Annotated in this window: 11 protein-coding genes; 6 read left to right on the forward strand and 5 right to left on the reverse strand. The window is 61.2% G+C overall.

Annotated elements, in window-relative coordinates; translation table 11 throughout:
- Positions 1-212: 212 nt before the first annotated feature.
- The 6 genes from ACLV8F_RS20775 (at position 213) to ACLV8F_RS20800 (ending at position 7,044) form a co-directional block, all read left to right on the forward strand.
- A complete protein-coding gene (locus ACLV8F_RS20775; protein WP_411886102.1) occupies positions 213-1,430 on the forward strand; it encodes a glycerophosphodiester phosphodiesterase in 1,218 nt (405 codons plus the stop codon).
- 207 nt (positions 1,431-1,637) lie between these two features.
- Entirely contained in the window at positions 1,638-2,744 is a 1,107-nt protein-coding gene (locus ACLV8F_RS20780) for an S-(hydroxymethyl)glutathione dehydrogenase/class III alcohol dehydrogenase (protein ID WP_007868626.1), read from the forward strand.
- 5 nt (positions 2,745-2,749) lie between these two features.
- Complete coding sequence (gene fghA, locus ACLV8F_RS20785) at positions 2,750-3,622, forward strand: S-formylglutathione hydrolase (protein ID WP_411886103.1); 873 nt, start codon at positions 2,750-2,752, stop codon at positions 3,620-3,622.
- Positions 3,623-3,681: 59 nt separating this feature from the next.
- Positions 3,682-5,379: a phosphoethanolamine transferase gene (locus ACLV8F_RS20790; protein WP_411886104.1), complete on the forward strand. Its 1,698-nt coding sequence runs from the start codon at positions 3,682-3,684 to the stop codon at positions 5,377-5,379.
- A gap of 122 nt (positions 5,380-5,501) precedes the next feature.
- Entirely contained in the window at positions 5,502-6,284 is a 783-nt protein-coding gene (locus tag ACLV8F_RS20795; RefSeq protein ID WP_411886105.1) for a transporter substrate-binding domain-containing protein, read from the forward strand.
- Between the two features lie 91 nt (positions 6,285-6,375).
- Positions 6,376-7,044, forward strand: coding sequence for an amino acid ABC transporter permease (locus ACLV8F_RS20800; protein WP_411886106.1), 669 nt, complete (start codon positions 6,376-6,378; stop codon positions 7,042-7,044).
- 293 nt (positions 7,045-7,337) lie between these two features.
- Here the strand turns inward: ACLV8F_RS20800 and ACLV8F_RS20805 are convergent, their stop codons facing one another.
- The 5 genes from ACLV8F_RS20805 to ACLV8F_RS20825 form a co-directional block, all read right to left on the reverse strand.
- The gene (locus ACLV8F_RS20805; protein WP_411886107.1) at positions 7,338-7,769 is read right to left on the reverse strand and encodes a GNAT family N-acetyltransferase; all 432 of its coding nucleotides are present in this window, start codon (positions 7,767-7,769) and stop codon (positions 7,338-7,340) included.
- 33 nt (positions 7,770-7,802) lie between these two features.
- On the reverse strand, positions 7,803-8,891 hold the full coding sequence (locus ACLV8F_RS20810; protein ID WP_411886108.1) for a PA0069 family radical SAM protein: 1,089 nt from the start codon (positions 8,889-8,891) through the stop codon (positions 7,803-7,805).
- Between the two features lie 146 nt (positions 8,892-9,037).
- Positions 9,038-16,000, reverse strand: coding sequence for a calcium-binding protein (locus tag ACLV8F_RS20815; RefSeq protein WP_411886109.1), 6,963 nt, complete (start codon positions 15,998-16,000; stop codon positions 9,038-9,040).
- The gene (locus ACLV8F_RS20820) at positions 15,997-16,890 is read right to left on the reverse strand and encodes a hypothetical protein (protein WP_411886110.1); all 894 of its coding nucleotides are present in this window, start codon (positions 16,888-16,890) and stop codon (positions 15,997-15,999) included. Before ACLV8F_RS20820 ends, ACLV8F_RS20815 begins: the two co-directional genes overlap by 4 nt.
- 32 nt (positions 16,891-16,922) lie before the next feature.
- The coding region (locus tag ACLV8F_RS20825) for an HlyD family efflux transporter periplasmic adaptor subunit (RefSeq protein ID WP_411886111.1) at positions 16,923-17,543 on the reverse strand (621 nt) is incomplete at its 5' end.

The raw sequence follows: 17,543 nt of genomic DNA on the forward strand, positions 1-17,543 counted from the left end.
GGCTATTATTGCAGCAGAAGTTGCGCGGCAGAGCTGCTGCACTGGCAGCATCCAGCGGACGCGTATCGGGGCCAGGTCCACCGGACCGGCATTTTTTTCCGCCCGGCCGGAAAATTGCGCCTGTTGTTTTGCCCACACCGCTGGACACACTGTCACAGGCCTGTCGTCATCCCACGCCTACGATCGCCCTTTTAACTCAGGGAAACACACCCATGACCGTATCGACCCGCAAGGCCTTGAAACAAAGCGGCTTGCTCGCCCTCGTTTGCAGCAGCGTACTGCTTTCAGCCTGCTCGTCCTCAGGCTCGCCATCGCAAGCCGGCTTCTCCACACTCGACGGCAAGGCGCCGCTGGTCATCGCCCACCGCGGCGCTTCCGGTTACCTGCCCGAAGAAACACTCGAAGCCTATGTGCGCGCCATCGAACTCGGCGCCGACGTGATCGAGATGGATTTGATCTCCACCAAAGACGGCGTGCTGATGACGCGCCATGACCCCAACCTGGCCTTCAGCACCGACGTGGCCAAGCACCCCGAGTTCGCCTCGCGCAAGAAGACCATCCAGGTCGACGGTGAAACGCAGACCGGCTGGTTCAGCGATGAATTCACCTTTGCCGAAATTCGCACGCTGGGCGCCATCTCGACAGATGCCGAGCGCCCCCAGCAGTTCAACGGCCAGTTCAAGGTGCCGACCCTCCAGGAAGTGATCGACCTGGCCAAGGCCCAGTCCATCAAGACCGGCCGCACGATTGCGATCTACCCGGAAACCAAGAACCCGACCTACTTCCGCGAACGCGGCCTGCCGCTGGAAGACAAGCTGATCGCGATGATCAACGCGGAGGGCTGGAACAGCAAGACCGCGCCTATCTACGTGCAGTCGTTTGAACCGGGCAGCCTCAAGTACATGAAGAGCAAGGGCTTGAACACGCGCCTGATCCAGCTCGTCGACGGCGACGGCATTGACCCGAAAACCGGCCGCGTGACCTATGCCGTTCCGACCGACCGCCCCTACGACTGGACCAAGGCCGGCGACAAGCGCTTCTTTGACGTGATGGCTACGCCCGCCGGCCTGGCCGAGATCAAGACCTATGCCGACGGCATCGGCCCCTGGAAGCGCTACATCATCAGCACCAAGGGCACCATGGGCGCGGACGGCAAACAGGTCGACATCAACCGCGACGGCAAGTTCAACGACGCCGATTCGACCTCGACCCAAGCCACCAGCTTTGTGGCCGATGCGCACAAGGCAGGCCTCTTCGTTCATCCCTTCACCTTCCGCGATGAGCGCCGCCGCCTGGCAGCCGACTACCAGGGCGATGCCAAGGCCGAGTACCTTGCCTTCTACCGCGCCGGCGTGGACGGCGTGTTCACCGATTTCACCGACACCGCGGTCGCCGCGCGCACGCAGTACCTGAAAGAAGCCGGCCGCTAAGGCCTGCCGCCAGCCTGGCCGGCTGCTCTTTTGATCGACAGCCGCTTGTGCCCTTTACGGGGCCAGGCGGCTTTTTCCTTGAGGGCCCGCGCCGCGGGGGTTTTCTCAAAATGAAACATCTTTCAGGCGGCGCGCCGGGGGACTGGCTTATAGTGCCTTACGCAGCGCAACGCGCCTTACGCTCCTCCCCTACTTAAGCCCCCCATCATGAAAACCAAAGCCGCCGTCGCCTGGAAATCAGGCCAGCCCCTGACCATTGAAACCGTGGACCTGCAAGGCCCGAAATTCGGCGAAGTACTCGTCGAGATCAAGGCCACCGGCATCTGCCACACCGACTACTACACGCTGTCGGGCGCCGATCCGGAAGGCATCTTCCCGGCCATCCTGGGCCATGAAGGCGCGGGCATCGTGGTCGACGTCGGCCCGGGCGTGACCACGCTCAAAAAAGGCGACCACGTCATCCCGCTCTACACGCCCGAATGCCGGCAGTGCAAGTTCTGCCTGTCGCGCAAAACCAATCTGTGCCAGCTGATACGCGGCACACAAGGCAAGGGCCTGATGCCCGACGCCACCAGCCGCTTCAGCCTGGACGGCAAACCCATCTTCCACTACATGGGCACCTCGACCTTCAGCAACTACACGGTCGCGCCGGAGATCTCGCTGGCCAAGATCCGTGAAGACGCGCCTTTCGACAAGGTCTGCTACATCGGCTGCGGCGTGACCACCGGCATAGGCGCCGTGCTCTTCACCGCCAAGGTCGAAGCCGGCGCCAACGTCGTGGTGTTCGGCCTGGGCGGCATAGGCCTCAACGTGATCCAGGGCGCGAAGATGGTGGGCGCCGACAAGATCATCGGCGTCGACATCAACCCCGCGCGCCAGGAAATGGCGCGCAAGTTCGGCATGACGCATTTCATCAACCCCAAGGACACCGAGAACGTGGTCGACGCCATCGTGCAGCTGACCGACGGCGGCGCCGACTACAGCTTTGAATGCATAGGTAACACCAAGGTCATGCGCCAGGCGCTGGAATGCACGCACAAGGGCTGGGGCCGCAGCATCATCATCGGCGTGGCTGAAGCCGGCGCCGAGATCAGCACCCGGCCCTTCCAGCTCGTCACCGGCCGCAAGTGGGAAGGCTCGGCCTTCGGCGGCGCGCGCGGCCGCACCGACGTGCCGAAAATCGTCGACTGGTACATGGAAGGCAAGATCAATATCGACGACCTGATCACGCACACCATGCCGCTGGAAGATATCAACAAGGGTTTCGACCTCATGAAAAGTGGCGAATCCATCCGCGGCGTAGTCCTGTACTGAGCGGCATGGCGAACGCACCCGAACTCCTCAGCGAACACGCCTGCTTCGGCGGCCTGCAGCGCTTTTACCAGCACGGCTCGCGCGAGATCGGCCTGCCCATGCGCTTCTCGGTGTACCTGCCGCCGCAAGCCACGGCCGGCGACAAGGTGCCCGCGCTGGTCTACCTCGCGGGCCTGACCTGCAACGAAGAGACTTTCATGACCAAGGCCGGCGCGCAGCGCCTGGCCGCCGAGCTGGGCCTGGCCCTGGTCGCGCCCGACACCAGCCCGCGCGGCGCCAAGGTTCCAGGCGAAACCGACAGCTGGGACTTCGGCGTGGGCGCCGGCTTCTACCTCGATGCCACGCAAGCACCCTGGTCACAGCACTACCGTATGGAAAGCTACCTGACGGCGGAACTGCTGCCCTTGCTGGCTGACTCGCTGCCGCTGGACGCAAACCGTATCGGCATCTTCGGCCATTCGATGGGCGGCCACGGCGCGCTGACACTCGCGCTCAGGCACCCGGATATCTTCAAATCGGTCTCGGCCTTCGCGCCCATCTGCGCACCCAGCGAATGTCCATGGGGTCGTAAGGCTTTCACCGGCTATCTCGGCAGCGATGAATCTCTCTGGGCCGAACACGACGCCACCGCCTTGATGACGCGCATGCCAGCCGCGCCCTACCCCGGCGGCATACGCATAGACCAGGGGCTGGCCGACAAATTTCTTGCCGAACAGCTGTACCCCGAACTGTTTGAAGCGGCCTGCGCGCAAGCCGGCCAACGTCTGGCGCTGCACCGCCATGCGGGTTACGACCACGGCTATTACTTCATCACCACCTTCATGGCCGAGCACCTGCGGCACCATGCGCTACAGCTGGATCTGGCCACTGCCACCTGACACGCCGCCACCCGTGGCCTTAAGCCTCAGCTAAGGCCGCCCCAATACAATCCAGCGCTATGCCGCCGCGCCCCGCCACTCCCGCCTCATCGTCCGCTACGCGGCCCGCTCCTTTGCCAACTGTCCGCCAGGCTGCCGGCATGCGCCCGCTGTGGCTGGTGGTGCTGGCCAGCCTCTGGATCGCCACCATCTGCAATGTGGCGCTGTGGCGCGAGTTGTCCCGCCTGCCGGGCCTGAGCGCCGGCCAGGCCTTCACCATCAGCATTGCGCTGGCGCTGGTGATCGCGCTGGCCACCACCGCATTGCTCAGCCTGCTGGCCTGGCGCTGGACGCTCAAGCCGGCCATCACCCTCTTCCTGCTCTCGGCGGCCTTCGGCGCCTACTTCATGATGACTTATGGGGTGGTCATCGACAAGACCATGATGGTCAACACCCTGCAGACCGACGTGCGCGAAACACGCGATTTGCTGAACTGGCGCTTGCTGGCCACGGTGCTGGTGCTGGCGGTGCTGCCCATGGTTCTTGTGTGGCGGCAAAAGGTCAGGCGCACCGGCGCCGCGCGCCAGGTGCTGGCCAATGCCGCCACGCTGACCGCGTCCTGCCTGCTGCTGGTGCTCGTGGTGTTTCTTTTCTTCCAGAGCATTGCCTCGGTCATGCGCAACTACACGCATGTGCGCTACCTGATCAACCCGCTCAACTCCTTCTACGCGCTGGGCGCCATCGCGGCCAAGCCCTTCCAGCGCGACGAATCCATCGTGCTGCCGCTCGGTGAAGACGCGAAACTCGGCGCCAGCTACACGGCCCAGGGCAAGCCGCCGCTGCTGCTGCTGGTGCTGGGCGAAACCGCGCGCAGCGGCAACTTCTCGCTCAACGGCTATGCCCGCCCCACCAACCCGCTGCTGGCCAAGGAAGACGTCGCCAGCCAGCGCAATGCCTGGTCCTGCGGCACCAGCACGGCCGCGTCGCTGCCCTGCATGTTCTCCAACTTCGGGCGCGAGGCTTACGACTCACGGCCCGCCAACTATGAAGGCATGCTCGACGTGCTGCAGCGCGCGGGCCTGGCCGTGCTGTGGATAGACAATCAGTCGGGCTGCAAGGGCGCATGCGACCGCGTGCCCAACGTCAACACGACGCAACTCAAGGTGCCGGGCCTGTGCGACAGCGGTGAATGTTTTGACGAGGTGATGCTGCACGGCATCGATGAACGCATCGCCGCGTTGCCGGCCGAGCGGCGCGCCAAAGGCGTGGTGATCGTGATGCACCAAATGGGCGGCCACGGCCCGGCCTATTACAAACGCTCGCCGCAGGCCTCCAAAAAATTCCTGCCCGAGTGCACCGACAACGCGCTGCAAAGCTGCAGCCGCGAAGGCCTGCTCAATGCCTACGACAACAGCATCGTCTACACCGACCAGTTGCTGTCATCGGCGATCCAGTGGCTGAAGGCGCAGGAAGCGCGCAGCGCGCCCGCCTTGCTCTACCTGGCCGACCATGGTGAATCACTGGGCGAGAACAACCTCTACCTGCACGGCATGCCCTACGGCATCGCGCCCGACGTGCAAAAACGCGTGCCCTGGATCACCTGGCTGTCGCCCGGCTTCGAGCAACGCAGCAAGGTGACGACCGCCTGCCTCAAGCAGCAGCTCGATGCGCCCGTGAGCCACGACAACTACTTTCATTCGGTGCTGGGCTTGATGAACGTGCAGACCAGCGTCTACAAGCCCGCGCTCGACATCTACGCCCACTGCGCGAAACCCTGAAGCGTCGCTCCAGCATCCGGATTTGCTGTAGGGCCTTTTTGGGGCGGCATGCACCAGAACGGCGAACAGATTTAATATTCAACCTACATCTCAATAACAACTCTCTTATGCAAGGGCTGAATATGAATATCCGCAAGGCTCTGGCCTCCACACTCCTTCTCACACTCGCTTTCAGCGCCGGCGCCGCCGACCTGCTGGACACCGTCAAGCAGCGCGGCACCCTCAAAGTGGCGCTCGAAGGCACGTATCCCCCGTTCAACTACAAGGAAGGCGGCCAGCTCGCCGGCTTTGAAGTGGAACTGGCCAATGCCCTGGCGCAAAAGCTTGGCGTGAAGGCCGAGTTCTCGACCAGCGAGTGGAGCGCCATCCTGGCCGGCCTGCAGGCCGGCAAGTACGACGTGGTGATCAACCAGGTCGGCATCACCGACAAGCGCAAGGAGACCTTTGACTTCTCCGAGCCCTACACCATCTCCGCGCCGCAGCTGATCATCCGCAAGGATGAAAAGCGCGAGTTCAAGACGCTGGCCGACCTCAAGGGCAAGAAGCTCGGCCTGGGCCAGGGCACCAACTACGCCGACATCGCCAAAAAAGTGGGCGGCATCGACGTCAAGACCTACCCCGGCGCGCAGGAGTATTTGCAGGACCTGGCCCTGGGCCGCATCGACGCGGCGCTGAATGACAGCCTGCTGATCCCCTACATCGTCAAGCAGACCAAGCTGCCGCTCAAGCCCGGCGCGCCCGTCGGCGACCTCGAAAAATCCGGCATTCCCTTCGTGAAGAACAACCCCAAGTTCAAGGCCGCCATCGACAAGGCGCTGGCCGACCTGCAGGCCGACGGCAGCTTCGCAAAAATCTCCACCAAATGGTTTGACCGCGACGTGAGCAAGCCGCCTGTCGCAAAGTAATCGAAGTAACATTCGTCCAGCCGCGCGCCATCCTTCGGCGCCTGAAACAACCCCGGCTCTCTGCCGGGGTTTTTATTTGTGGAGACTCCCCATGGACTTGTCTGGCTTGACCCAGTTGCTGCGCGACGCCCTGCCGCTGATGCTCAAGGGCGCGGGATGGACGCTGTTGCTCGCGGTGGCCTCGGTGTTCTTCGGCGCCATCATCGGCACCGTTGTGGCGATCACGCGGCTGGCCAAGGTGCCGGGGCTGTCGCAGTTCGCGGCGCTGTACGTCAGCTGCATGCGCGGCACGCCGCTGCTGGTGCAGCTCTTCGTCATCTACTTCGGCCTGCCCAGCATAGGCATACAGTTTGACCCCATCAGCGCCGGCATCCTGGGCCTGAGCCTCAACGTCGGCGCCTACCTGTCGGAGACGATACGCGGCGCCATCAACGGCGTGGAGCACGGGCAGTGGAACGCGGCCCGCAGCCTGGGCCTCACGCAGGCGCAGACGCTGCGTTACATCATCGGCCCGCAAGCCCTCAGGCTCGCGGTGCCCAGCCTGTCCAACAGCCTGATCAGCCTGATCAAGGACACCTCGCTGGTGTCGGTGATCGCCGTGGGTGAACTGATGCTTGCCACCAAGGAAGTGATCGCCACCACCTTCCAGCCCTTCCCGCTGTACCTCGCGGCGGCGGGGATTTACTGGGCCATGAGTGCGTCGTTTGAGACGCTGCAGAAAAAGCTTGAGGTGCGGCTGAACCGCAGCTACCTGCGCTAGGTTTGTACCCTCTCCCGCTTTATCCCCTCTCCCCCTGGGAGAGGGTTAGGGTGAGGGCCTGCGGCTTCAAGCAAGCCAGCGAACGCTCCATCGCCGTCAGCCCCCATCCCTGCCTTCCCCCAGAGGGGGAAGGAGCCAATCCTCGGTTCTTGTTCCCTCTCCCCGTTTTGTCCCCTCTCCCTCTGGGAGAGGGTTAGGGTGAGGGCCAGCGGCCTCAAGCAGGCCGGCGAACGCGCCATCGCCGCCAGCCCCCATCCCTGCCTTCCCCCAGAGGGGGAAGGAGCAAAACCAATTCAGTCGTCGCCGATCAACCCGTTTTGCAGCGCCTGGTCGGTATTCACAAAAATCGCCATTGCCGTCAGCATGCGCCTGAAGCCCAGCTTGCGGTAAAACGGCTCCTTGCCGGCCACCGCATAAAGAATGATCTTCTTGTGCCCCCTGGACAAAGCGACCAGTGAAGACACGATGTCCTTGCCCAGGCCGACCCCCTGATGCTCCGGGTGCACCGCAATGTCGCAGATGTAGGAACAGTCCATGCCGTCGGCCAGCGCGCGGCCGGCGCCGACCAGCTTGCCGCCGTCATACACAAAACATTTGAACAGGCTGTTGGAGAACACGACCTGGAGGTCCACCGGTTTCTTCTCGCCCAGAGGAGCAACCCGGTAAAGGTGCGAGAGCGCGTCCCAATCCACGTCGTCCGATGAATGTTTCCAGTCGAATGCCACGCTGAACTCCTTTTAGAGCTTTGCACTATACGTTCAGAACAAACTGCCCTGCCCCGCCGCACCCGGCGGCCTGAAACGGCTCATGTCCAGTTCCACGCGCTGGCGGTTAAAGCCCAGCCGGTTGCAGGCTTTCTCAAAGCGCTGCTTGATCAGGTCGGCCCACAGGCCGTAGCCCTTCATGCGCGAGGCGAAATCGCTGTCGTAGTCCTTGCCGCCGCGCATCTCGTGAATGCGCGCCATGATGCGCGCGGCGCGCTGCGGGTAGTGCAGCTCCAGCCACTCCTTGAAAATAGGCGCCACCTCCCAGGGCAAGCGGATCACGGTGTAAAACGCCGAGCGCGCACCCGCCTCCCAGGCCGCCTCCAGCACCTGCTCCATGTCCTCGGTCACAAAAGGAATTTGCGGCGCCACACTCACCCCCACCGGCACGCCATGCTCGGCCATGGCCCGTATGGTGCGCAGGCGGCGGTGCGGTGCGGCGGCGCGCGGCTCCAGCTTGCGTGCGAGATCGCCGTTCAGCGTCGTGATGGTCACGTAGACAGCAGCCAGCTTGTCGGCCGCCAGCGGCGCGATCAGGTCCAGGTCGCGCTCCACGCCGCTGGACTTGGTGATCAATGAAAACGGATGGCTGACCTCCCGCATCACCTCGATCACGCCGCGCGTCAGCCGCAATTCGCGCTCGGCCGGCTGGTAGCAATCGGTCGCCGAACCGATGTTGAGCAGCTGCGGCACATAGCTGCGCTTGCTCAGGTCGGCGCGCAGCACCTCGGCGATGTTGCGCTTGGCGATGATCTTTGTTTCAAAATCCAGCCCCGGCGAAAGATTGAGGTAGCTGTGCGTGGGCCGCGCATAGCAATACACGCAGCCGTGTTCGCAGCCCCGGTAGGGATTGATGCTGTAGTCAAAAAAGATGTCCGGCGAATCGTTGCGCACGATGGCGCTGCGGGCGTCTTCCATCGTCACCGTGGTTTCCAGCCGGGGCGCCTCGCCCGCCGCGCCCTCTTCCAGCGTGCCCCAGCCGTCGTCCCAGGCCGCGCGCACGTCTTTCTCAAACCGGTGCGCGATGCGCGTGGCGGTGCCGCGGCCCTTGATGGCGTGGATGGGGATGATGGCGTCGGACATGGGGTACGGGGGTGGGGAGGCGGCCTGGACGAAAGCGGTATAACCAAATACTGTATTTATGTACAGTATATTGAAGCATGCCGCTTTAAGCAAACCGCCTTTCCACATACCCCTTCCGTTGCCGAAAGGGCCCCCCGCATGGCGACTCAACCCAGACGGATCAAACCTTCCTGCAGGCTCGCCGTCGAGTGAATCGTCTGCGCCTGGGCGCCGAACTGCGCGCTCGTCAACACGTCCTGCGCCTTGCCCAGGCCGATGCCTGCCAGCGTGCCGTCCGCACCGTAGTGGTAGGCCAGGTCCCCACCCAGTGCTGCGCTGTCGCTGCCGGCCAGGTGGAACTGAGTGAGTCCGTTGCTCAGTGCCCAGCTGCTCAACCATGGCGTGGCCGCAAGCGCAGCATCAAATGCGCTGACCAGGCCCTGGAAGTCGAAGGTCTGGATCTTCTTGTTGAGCAGCGGGTCGCTGGAGCCGACGTCAAAGCCGGTCATGGCCTCTGCCACCAGTTGCAGGTTCAGCACGGTCTGGTTGGCCGGGTCGCCGTACCAGTTCGTGAAGGTTAGCGAGTCACTCCCGCTGACCTGAAGCACCAACTCATTGCCGCTCCTGCGCAGGCTCAGGTTGGCGTAGTCCAGGCCGGCGCCGCCCAGGCTGATGGTGTCGTCATGGCTCTGCGGCGTGCCGTCCAGGGACACCGTGTCCTGGCCGTCGCCCACGTTGAAGGCGATCACGTCGGGGCCGTCCCCGCTCATGATGACGTCGTTGCCGGTGCCGCCCATCAAGAAGTCGGCCGCGCCGCTGCCCCGCAGGTTATCGACTCCTGCGCCGCCGTTGTAGTAATTGCTGTCGTCGGCATCCCACAGGCGGTCGTTGCCTGTGCCGCCTTCCAGGTAGTCGTTGCCGTAGCCACCGTACAGCGTGTCGTTGCCACCCTCCCCGGCCAGGAAGTCGCTTCCGCCCATGCCCGGGAAAAAGTCGGCGCCTGCAGACCCCCTGAGGTAGTCATCGCCTTCGCTGGGGTAAAACATGGCCATGCCGATGAGGTCGTCGGCGGTCCACACGGTGCCGTCGGCAAAAAGAACCCGCTCGACCCGGTGGGCATCGTTTTCAAACCAGTTGCTGAGCTGTACGCGATCCCCGGTGCCGTCTATGCTCAGGTATAGGTTCAAGGAAGAGTCGCGGGTGACATAGACCTCGTACGAGGCAATGCCGCCGCCAAATCGGATGGTGTCTACATTGCCTTCCGTATCGTCGTGCTCGTTGACGATGTCCAGCCCATCGCCGCGCCTGAACCGGTAGACGTCGTCGCCGGCGCCACCGTCGAGCGTATCGTTACCTGCGCCGCCTGAGATCACATCCGCGCCGGGGGTGCCCGAGAGGGTGTCGTGACCTGCCGTGCCTTGGACCGTCACGTCAGAGGCAACAAGCGTGAACGTGAAATTCGTCGACGTCTCCAGCCCGAAGAAGTCCACGGCCTTGATGGCAAGCGAAAACACCCCGGTAAGGCCTGATGGCGCGATGCCCTCAAGCCTCATTGAATCGACGTCGAAGACCAGCCATTCAGGCAAGGGGTCGCCGTTGGCAAGGGTGACGCTGTAGGTGAGTGAATCGCCGTCCTCGTCATAAAACATGTCTGACCGAATATCCAGGCGGACCATGCCCTGCGGCTCGATTTCCTGGTCTGCCGGCGTGTACATCACTTCAGGGGCATGGTTGACGTGGCTCGCGATAATCTGCGCCCATATGTCGTCCGTGTTCCAGGCCACACCGTTGTCGAAAACAATGCGTTCCAGCAAATAATCCGTGGCCTCGGGATTGATGCCTTGCCTCACCGTCAATGTTTCACCGGTGGAAATAATCTGGATGATGAGGTCCAGGTTTCCTGGCTCGTAGCTCAGCAGGACATCGGACGGGTCCAGTCCCGTCAGCTTGACGCTGTCAAAACCCCCGCCGCCGTGGTAGGTGCCGTCCGGGTCGTATTGGCCGTACTGCCCGTCGTAATCGCTGACGATGTCATCGCCCGAACCCGCGCGCCAAATATATGTGTCATTGCCTACACCGCCATACAACTCGTCATGGCCGGCCCCGCCATCAAGGATGTCGTCGCCGCCCACACCGTAAAGGTAATTGTCCAAATCACCGCCCACGATGTGGTCGCCCAGTGACCAGCCCGTCAGTATCTGGTCGAACTGGTGGCGTTCCCTCAGCTCGATATTGAGCGATTGGTCCTGGATATTCCAGTTGGTCCCGTCCGCGAACCGCAACCATTCAACGGTGTAAAAACTTTCCTCCAGCGAGTAAAAACTCTGCGTGATGGCCAGCCTTTCACCCGTGTCGTTGATCCAGAAAAACACTTCCCCGCCGTTGTACCGGACCATCGTCAAATCCGAAGCGTTCAGTCCCCGGAACTCCACGGCGTCGTCGGTTCCGCCCCAGTCATAAATCTGGTCATTGCCATCGCCGCGCCCCCAAACAAAAGTGTCGCTGCCCGAGTCGCCGCCCAGGCTGTCATTTCCGGCACCACCGATCAGGCGGTCATCACCTCCGCCGCCCCTGAGATCGTCATTGCCGTCACCGCCCTCGAGCGTGTCGTCGGTGCCAAAGCCCCATATCGAATCGCCCTCAGCACTGCCTTGCAATGCCTGGAGCCGAAGGGCCGCCATGTCCCATTCGACGCCATCCGCAAAGACAACTTTTGCGATGGGTGACTGCGAAGCTTCGGTAAAAAATCCACCCGAAATCCGAAGCCACTCATTGGTATCAGTCACCCGGATAAAAAGGTCGCCACCGTCGTTACGGACCACAATGTCAGCGGCCAGCAAGTTGCTCAAGCGCACGGTGTTGGACCCGCTCTCTTCGTTCACGGTGTCGTTGCCGCCGCCCCTTCCCCAAACATATTCATCGTTACCTGCGCCGCCCGCCAGCGTATCGTTTCCAGAGCCGCCGTCGAGCGTGTCGTTGAACACGCTGCCCACCAGTACATCGTTGCCCGCCGCTCCCGACAGGACGCTCGGCTTGTTGAACGCCATGAGGTAGTTGTCGCCCGCGTCCCCCTGGATTTCCTGGCCGGCCGCCAGCAGGCCCGCGAGTGTGGTGGTCTGGCCTCCGGCCGTTACCACGATGTTGGCCAGGAACTGCTCCACGTCGCCATCGCCGTAGTCGGGCTCCAGCGTGATGCTGTCGGTGCCGGTCGAGTCGAGGTAAAGCACCACGGCCCTGGCGTTACGCTGCACCAGGCCGATGCGCAAGCTGGCCAGATCGGCTTGGTCACCCAGGGCGATGGTGACCGCCGAGGCGGCCGCCAGGACGCCGGTAGCCAGCCTCACCGTATCCCGTCCATCACCAGACTCAACTTCCACAGTGTTGCCGGCCGACTCCAGCCGTATCTGGTCGTTACCCTTGCCCGCGGAAACCGTATTGCCACTCCCGTGCACCGTGATGCTGTCGTCCCCGAGGCCCGTGACGATTTCCTGGTTGACGGCAGTGACCTCCACGGCGCGCGGTGTGGGACTGCGCGCCAGCAGTTCCCTGGCGGTATAAGTCCGGCCGTCAACGCTGACGGACGCCAGGGAACCATCGGTCCAGCCTGTGCCCTGCACCCGCAGCCCCCCAATGCTTAAAACCTGTGTGCCATCCGGCAGGAAGGTCAACACCGGCGCATTGCCGCCACTGCCGGCATTGACGATCTCCAGCGTGCCGGCCGCGTGTGAGATGTCACTGAGTTTGACCACCGTCGCCAGGGCCGCGTCTATGGCGTAGCGGTTCTTTCCGGCGTTATCAACCACTTCGGCATTGCCATTGATTTTGTAGGTGTCCTCGCCCGAGCCCCCTTCGGCATAGTCACCCGCACCCACTGTCAGGGTATCGTTGTCATCACCGCCATACAACCGGTCTATTCCCTCGCCGCCTATCAATTCGTCATCGCCGCCACCGCCGTACAGAAAATCATTGCCGGATCCGCCGTCCAAATAATCGGCGCCGTCGAGCGCGGTGGGCGTTGCGGCCCACGACGTCAGGTCGCCCGGCACGCCATCCCCATACAAAATGTCGCTGCCGCCGCCGCCTTCAAGCCTGTCCGCACCACCCCGGCCGTAAAGCGTGTCGTTGTCTTGTTCACCGTAAAGGTAATCCGTGGCATGCGAGCCTATCAGCATGTCATCGCCCGTGCCGCCGAAAAGCATGTCGCCGCCGTTGCCGTAGATGGAACTGCTGCCATCCACGTAGTAGCCCAGGTTCAGGCTCAAGGGGCGGTCTATCTGGTTGGTGGTATCGACGATCCGCAAACCTTGCAGGCTGTAACTCAGGGTGCCGTTCACCTCGGCGCTCAGCAGGCGCCACATCGGGGTCCCGTCCACTGTCGAGCTGGCGACCACAGTCTGGCCGGGGAGCAGGGCCGCAAACTCGGTAAGCCGCTGGCGCTCGATGGAGTGGCTGGCAAAAAGCAGGTCATTGCCTGTGCCACCGTCAAGGTAGTCCGCACCCCTGCCGCCGAACAGCAGGTCGCCTTCGCTGCCGCCCAGCATCTCGTCGTGCCGGTTGCCGCCGGAGAGCACGTCAGCGCCGGCATTGCCTTCAATGTGGTCCACGCCGACGTCCTGAACAGTATCCGCGTAGCTGAAAAGGTATCGGTACTGACGGCCATCGTCTGTAATGCCAGCCGGGTTGTAGATGGGCGAGATGAGGCCGATGCCGGGATTGCCCACCAACTCATATTGGCTTCTGGAATCTTCCATGCCGGTGACCAACAGGTCGTTGCCACCGCCCCCAATCAACGTATCGCCAGCGTCCGTGGCACTACCGCCAAAATCGGGCAATACCCATGCATCGTTGTTGCTGTCGACAACGATTTTGTCGTGGTCGCCTCGCTGCTCGAGTACGAAGGAGTTGTAAGGCGCGGTGAGCGTGAAGTTTTCAGCGCCGATGTGATCGTAACTCCCTGGGCCACGCGTTGTGCGTACCGTGGTGTCGGGCACTGTGCCCTCCAGCGCAATGCCAAGGTCACCACTCTCAAAATTTCGCACCCTGAAAGCGCCAGCCGTGGTCGTGACGATCAGATCCATCGCGCCGGTGGTGCCGGCCGAAGGAATCAGGCTGTAAAAAACCCGGCCTTCATGGCCAACCCAGGTGTTGGCGGAGCCGGCGACGGCATGGCCACCGGCCAGCGTCACGACGACCCCGTCAATCGTCAGTTCGACTTTTCCGTCCTTGTCGGTCAGGGTGTCAAAGCCCTGCCCTGCGGTGATGCGGTAGGTGTCGGATCCCTGGCCGCCAAGCAGGGTATCGTCGCCTTCGCCGCCTAGGAGGGTGTCGTCGCCTGCTCCGCCTAAGAGTAAATCGCTGCCGACACCGCCGTCTATGGTGTCGTTGCCGGTGTTGCCTTCAAGATAGTCGTCTCCGGCTTTTCCATCAAGATAGTCGTTACCTGCACCACCATAAAGTGCATCACCCTCTCCTTGCGTCGCTGCATCGCCTCCGATCAATCCATTGTCTTGATCATTACCAAATAGGACTTGTTGCGACTCCACTGCTCCCGCATTTGCGGCGGAGCCGCGAGTCTTTACAGTTAAGCCCGATGCAAAATCAATGTACGTCCTGTTGCTGCGATGGCTCTTTTCGTCAACCGCGCCCGCAACACCTAGGTTCTTCTGTCCCAGTTCAATTAGCTTTGACAGCATCAAAGACCGATCAGTAATCCATTGAGTAGTTAGGCCCGCAGTGTTTTCTGATGAGTAAAGCTTTAAGCTGTTAACTTCTTCCACCCCAAGTGCGTTGTAATCTGCATTTACCACAGCAAGCAGTGAGAGATTTTTGAGCGCATAACGATATGCCTGACCGCTACCCCCCACATTGGAGGCTAGGGAAGCCAGTGTGACTGGTGGTTTTCCAACCAGCGAAACTAAAACTTGTGAACCGGAAAGTTCCGATTTTTGAAGCAACCCCGCGAGGCGGGTCAACCCTTCAGCCGTATCCCCGCCCGCCGGCATGACAGCGTCGGGATCTACCAGCAGCCTGTGTAGGCTAGCAATGGTCTGCACCACACTACGATTGAACTGCAGGTTGATATCGTTGGCAGTGCGAGTGTTGCTGGCAAATGCGAGTAATGCGCCACGATCATTTTGGCTATCTGCATTGGCCAGATACCCTGCCGCTACAGCCAACAAATAACCTGGAGAGCCGCCCTCGGATGCAAATGGATTATTCGTCTGGGAGTAAGGCACAGTAGACAGCCCCAAGCCGGGCTCAGTGTCGGTTGCCAAATCATCCTGCGGCCGAAACAGTGCGAACGCCTTTCCCGTGGCATCTCTATATACCGTGACGGGTTGACCCGCCACAGTGGCGGCCTCAACGCTACCGCCTTGTCCAGCACGGGCTTGTGCTTGTGCTCGCGTCAGCCCGAACTGAGGGCCCATGTCGGTTGTCTCAGACCACCCAGCTTTACCGACTTGCACAACAAGCGAACGAATCGCAGCCTCACCATCTTGAGAGACTATTTCTTCAAAAGCGGCTTGGTTGCCAGTTTTTGCGTAGTGATATAGCAGCAGCAAATTTCCTGGGAATAATGCTCGCAGAGCAGGATCGCCTACTAACGGATCTTTCGCGAAATACCATCCGGTATCTCTTGCATATTTCAGGATCGCCAACTCCGAAGGAACTTCAAAAGTACCTGGCACGGTTGATGGGTGTTGACGTATCCCCACTATTTCAGCTTCCAGTATTTTGTTGGAAAACGTCTCAATTGAAAAATCAGGATAGACACCGGAGTTGGCCAATTCCAAGCGAGCATTGGCGTTGATGGCGGGCCCACCTAACCAGGGGCCACTGCCCGACGATATTTGAGCGGTGAGTAAGAATTGCTGATTCTGTGTCGCATTAGCCAGCAGCATGTAAGCGTCTACTCTTCGGCCTTGCGACAGAAAAGATTCGGCCTGCTGAAGTGTGCTCTCGGAAATAGTTATTCCGCTAGGTACTGTCTCACTCAGCACCCGCGGAGCTGCGTAGTCAGGCAATACCAGACTCGCAGCTGGAACCCCCTGACTTGCAACGACGCTACCGCGCCATTTGAGGTTGTAGGCTTCATAAAGCAGAATAAAAGCTTGTATGGTAAGACTCATTTTTGACCTTTTGAAGTTTCCTGATCTGTCACGTCCATTGATTTAATCCAGTCGCGTAGCCGTCGATCGATGTATTTCCAATGACCGTCTTTGAGCCAGTCTGGTGCCACAAAATAGCTGTAGCGAAAATAGAAAGATTGGCCGCCGACGTTACGCAACTCAATAGCTGAAAAGGCTATGCATCCAAGTCCGGCAAACGGTTTTTCGTTCCGGTACTCAGGCCTGGAGCAGCTCACATAAACATCGGGCCGACCGATAGGCAGCAAGTAATGCCTGCCCGAATCACAGGTTGTTGAAGGCGATACCCGCCCCAGGTTTTTTTCGAATCGTGCAAAGTGGTCTACGCATTGCTGCTTGTCGTATGTCTGGAAACCTTCAAAGTACGGCTTGACTTCTACATAAAGACCACTACCTGGCACCGCTGCAGCCATCTGACGACGTGCCGCCGCATGGCCGATATCATTCAAGGACGACCATCCCCAGACGGCGGCGAATGAAACTACGGAGATAGGTCCATTGGGATTAAATTCAGCGGGGTATCCCTTTTTTTCCATCTCAACATAATCCGCCTCTCCCGTCGTAAGCACCCTATCGGGCATGAGTACAAGGCCTCCCTCCAGATTTCGAGGCGCATCGAGATTCACGTTCCCTCCGAAGTGCTTGGGCATTCGTAGAACCACCACTGCATCCCGCTTGCGAAGGACTCTGCAGTCAGGGTCACCAAACTCCGGCTCGCTTTTTTCGCAAGGCATATAAGGAGCCAAGTACACAAGCCGTGTCGCAGCCATGGATTCGGGGCGTCCGCATGCGCCCAAAATCAGGGCGGCAATCAAGCCCCCCCCGAAGACGATGGCACGCTTTCCCTTAAGCAATATTTTTTGCTGCTTCATAGGTGCTCGCACAATAACTATGCTGCGCACTCTCACCTCTCCCTCCCCGACTCCTGCACCGCCTTCTGCACGGGCGACAGCAAATACTCCAGCACGGTCCGCTTGCCCTGGTTGATCTCGGCCACGACCTGCATGCCCGGGGTGATGACCAGCGCCCGACCCTGCGGGTCTTTGAGCACTTGGTCGTCGAGCTTGACGCGGACCTTGTAAGTGGCCATGGCAGCGGCTGCTGCTGCCGCGGCATCGCTGCTGCTGGTGCCGGAGCTGCCTGATGACGCGCCGCTGCCGCCCTGGTTGTTCTGCGTGGCGTCGGCGCTGATGTGGATGACCTTACCCATCAACATGCCGTATTTTTGAAACGGGTAGGCGGCGAGCTTGACCTGGGCGGACTGGCCTACCTGCACAAAACCCACGTCGTCGTTTTTGATGGAGACGTCGGCGAACAGTTGCTCGCCCTGGGGTACCAGCGTCAGCACCACGGTGCCGGGTTGCACCACGGCGCCGACGGTGGTGGTGGCCAGGTCCTTGATGACGCCGTCTTGCGGGGCGCGCAGTTCCATCAGGCCTTCCTTGTAGATGCTCTTGTCTAACGTAGGTTGAAGCTGCGCGGTTTTGGCGCGCACGTCGGCCAGCTCTTTTTGCAGCTCGCTTTT

Origin of the sequence: Polaromonas sp. YR568 (genome assembly GCF_943369675.1) — a bacterium.
In the GTDB taxonomy this organism is placed as follows: Bacteria; Pseudomonadota; Gammaproteobacteria; order Burkholderiales; family Burkholderiaceae_C; genus Polaromonas.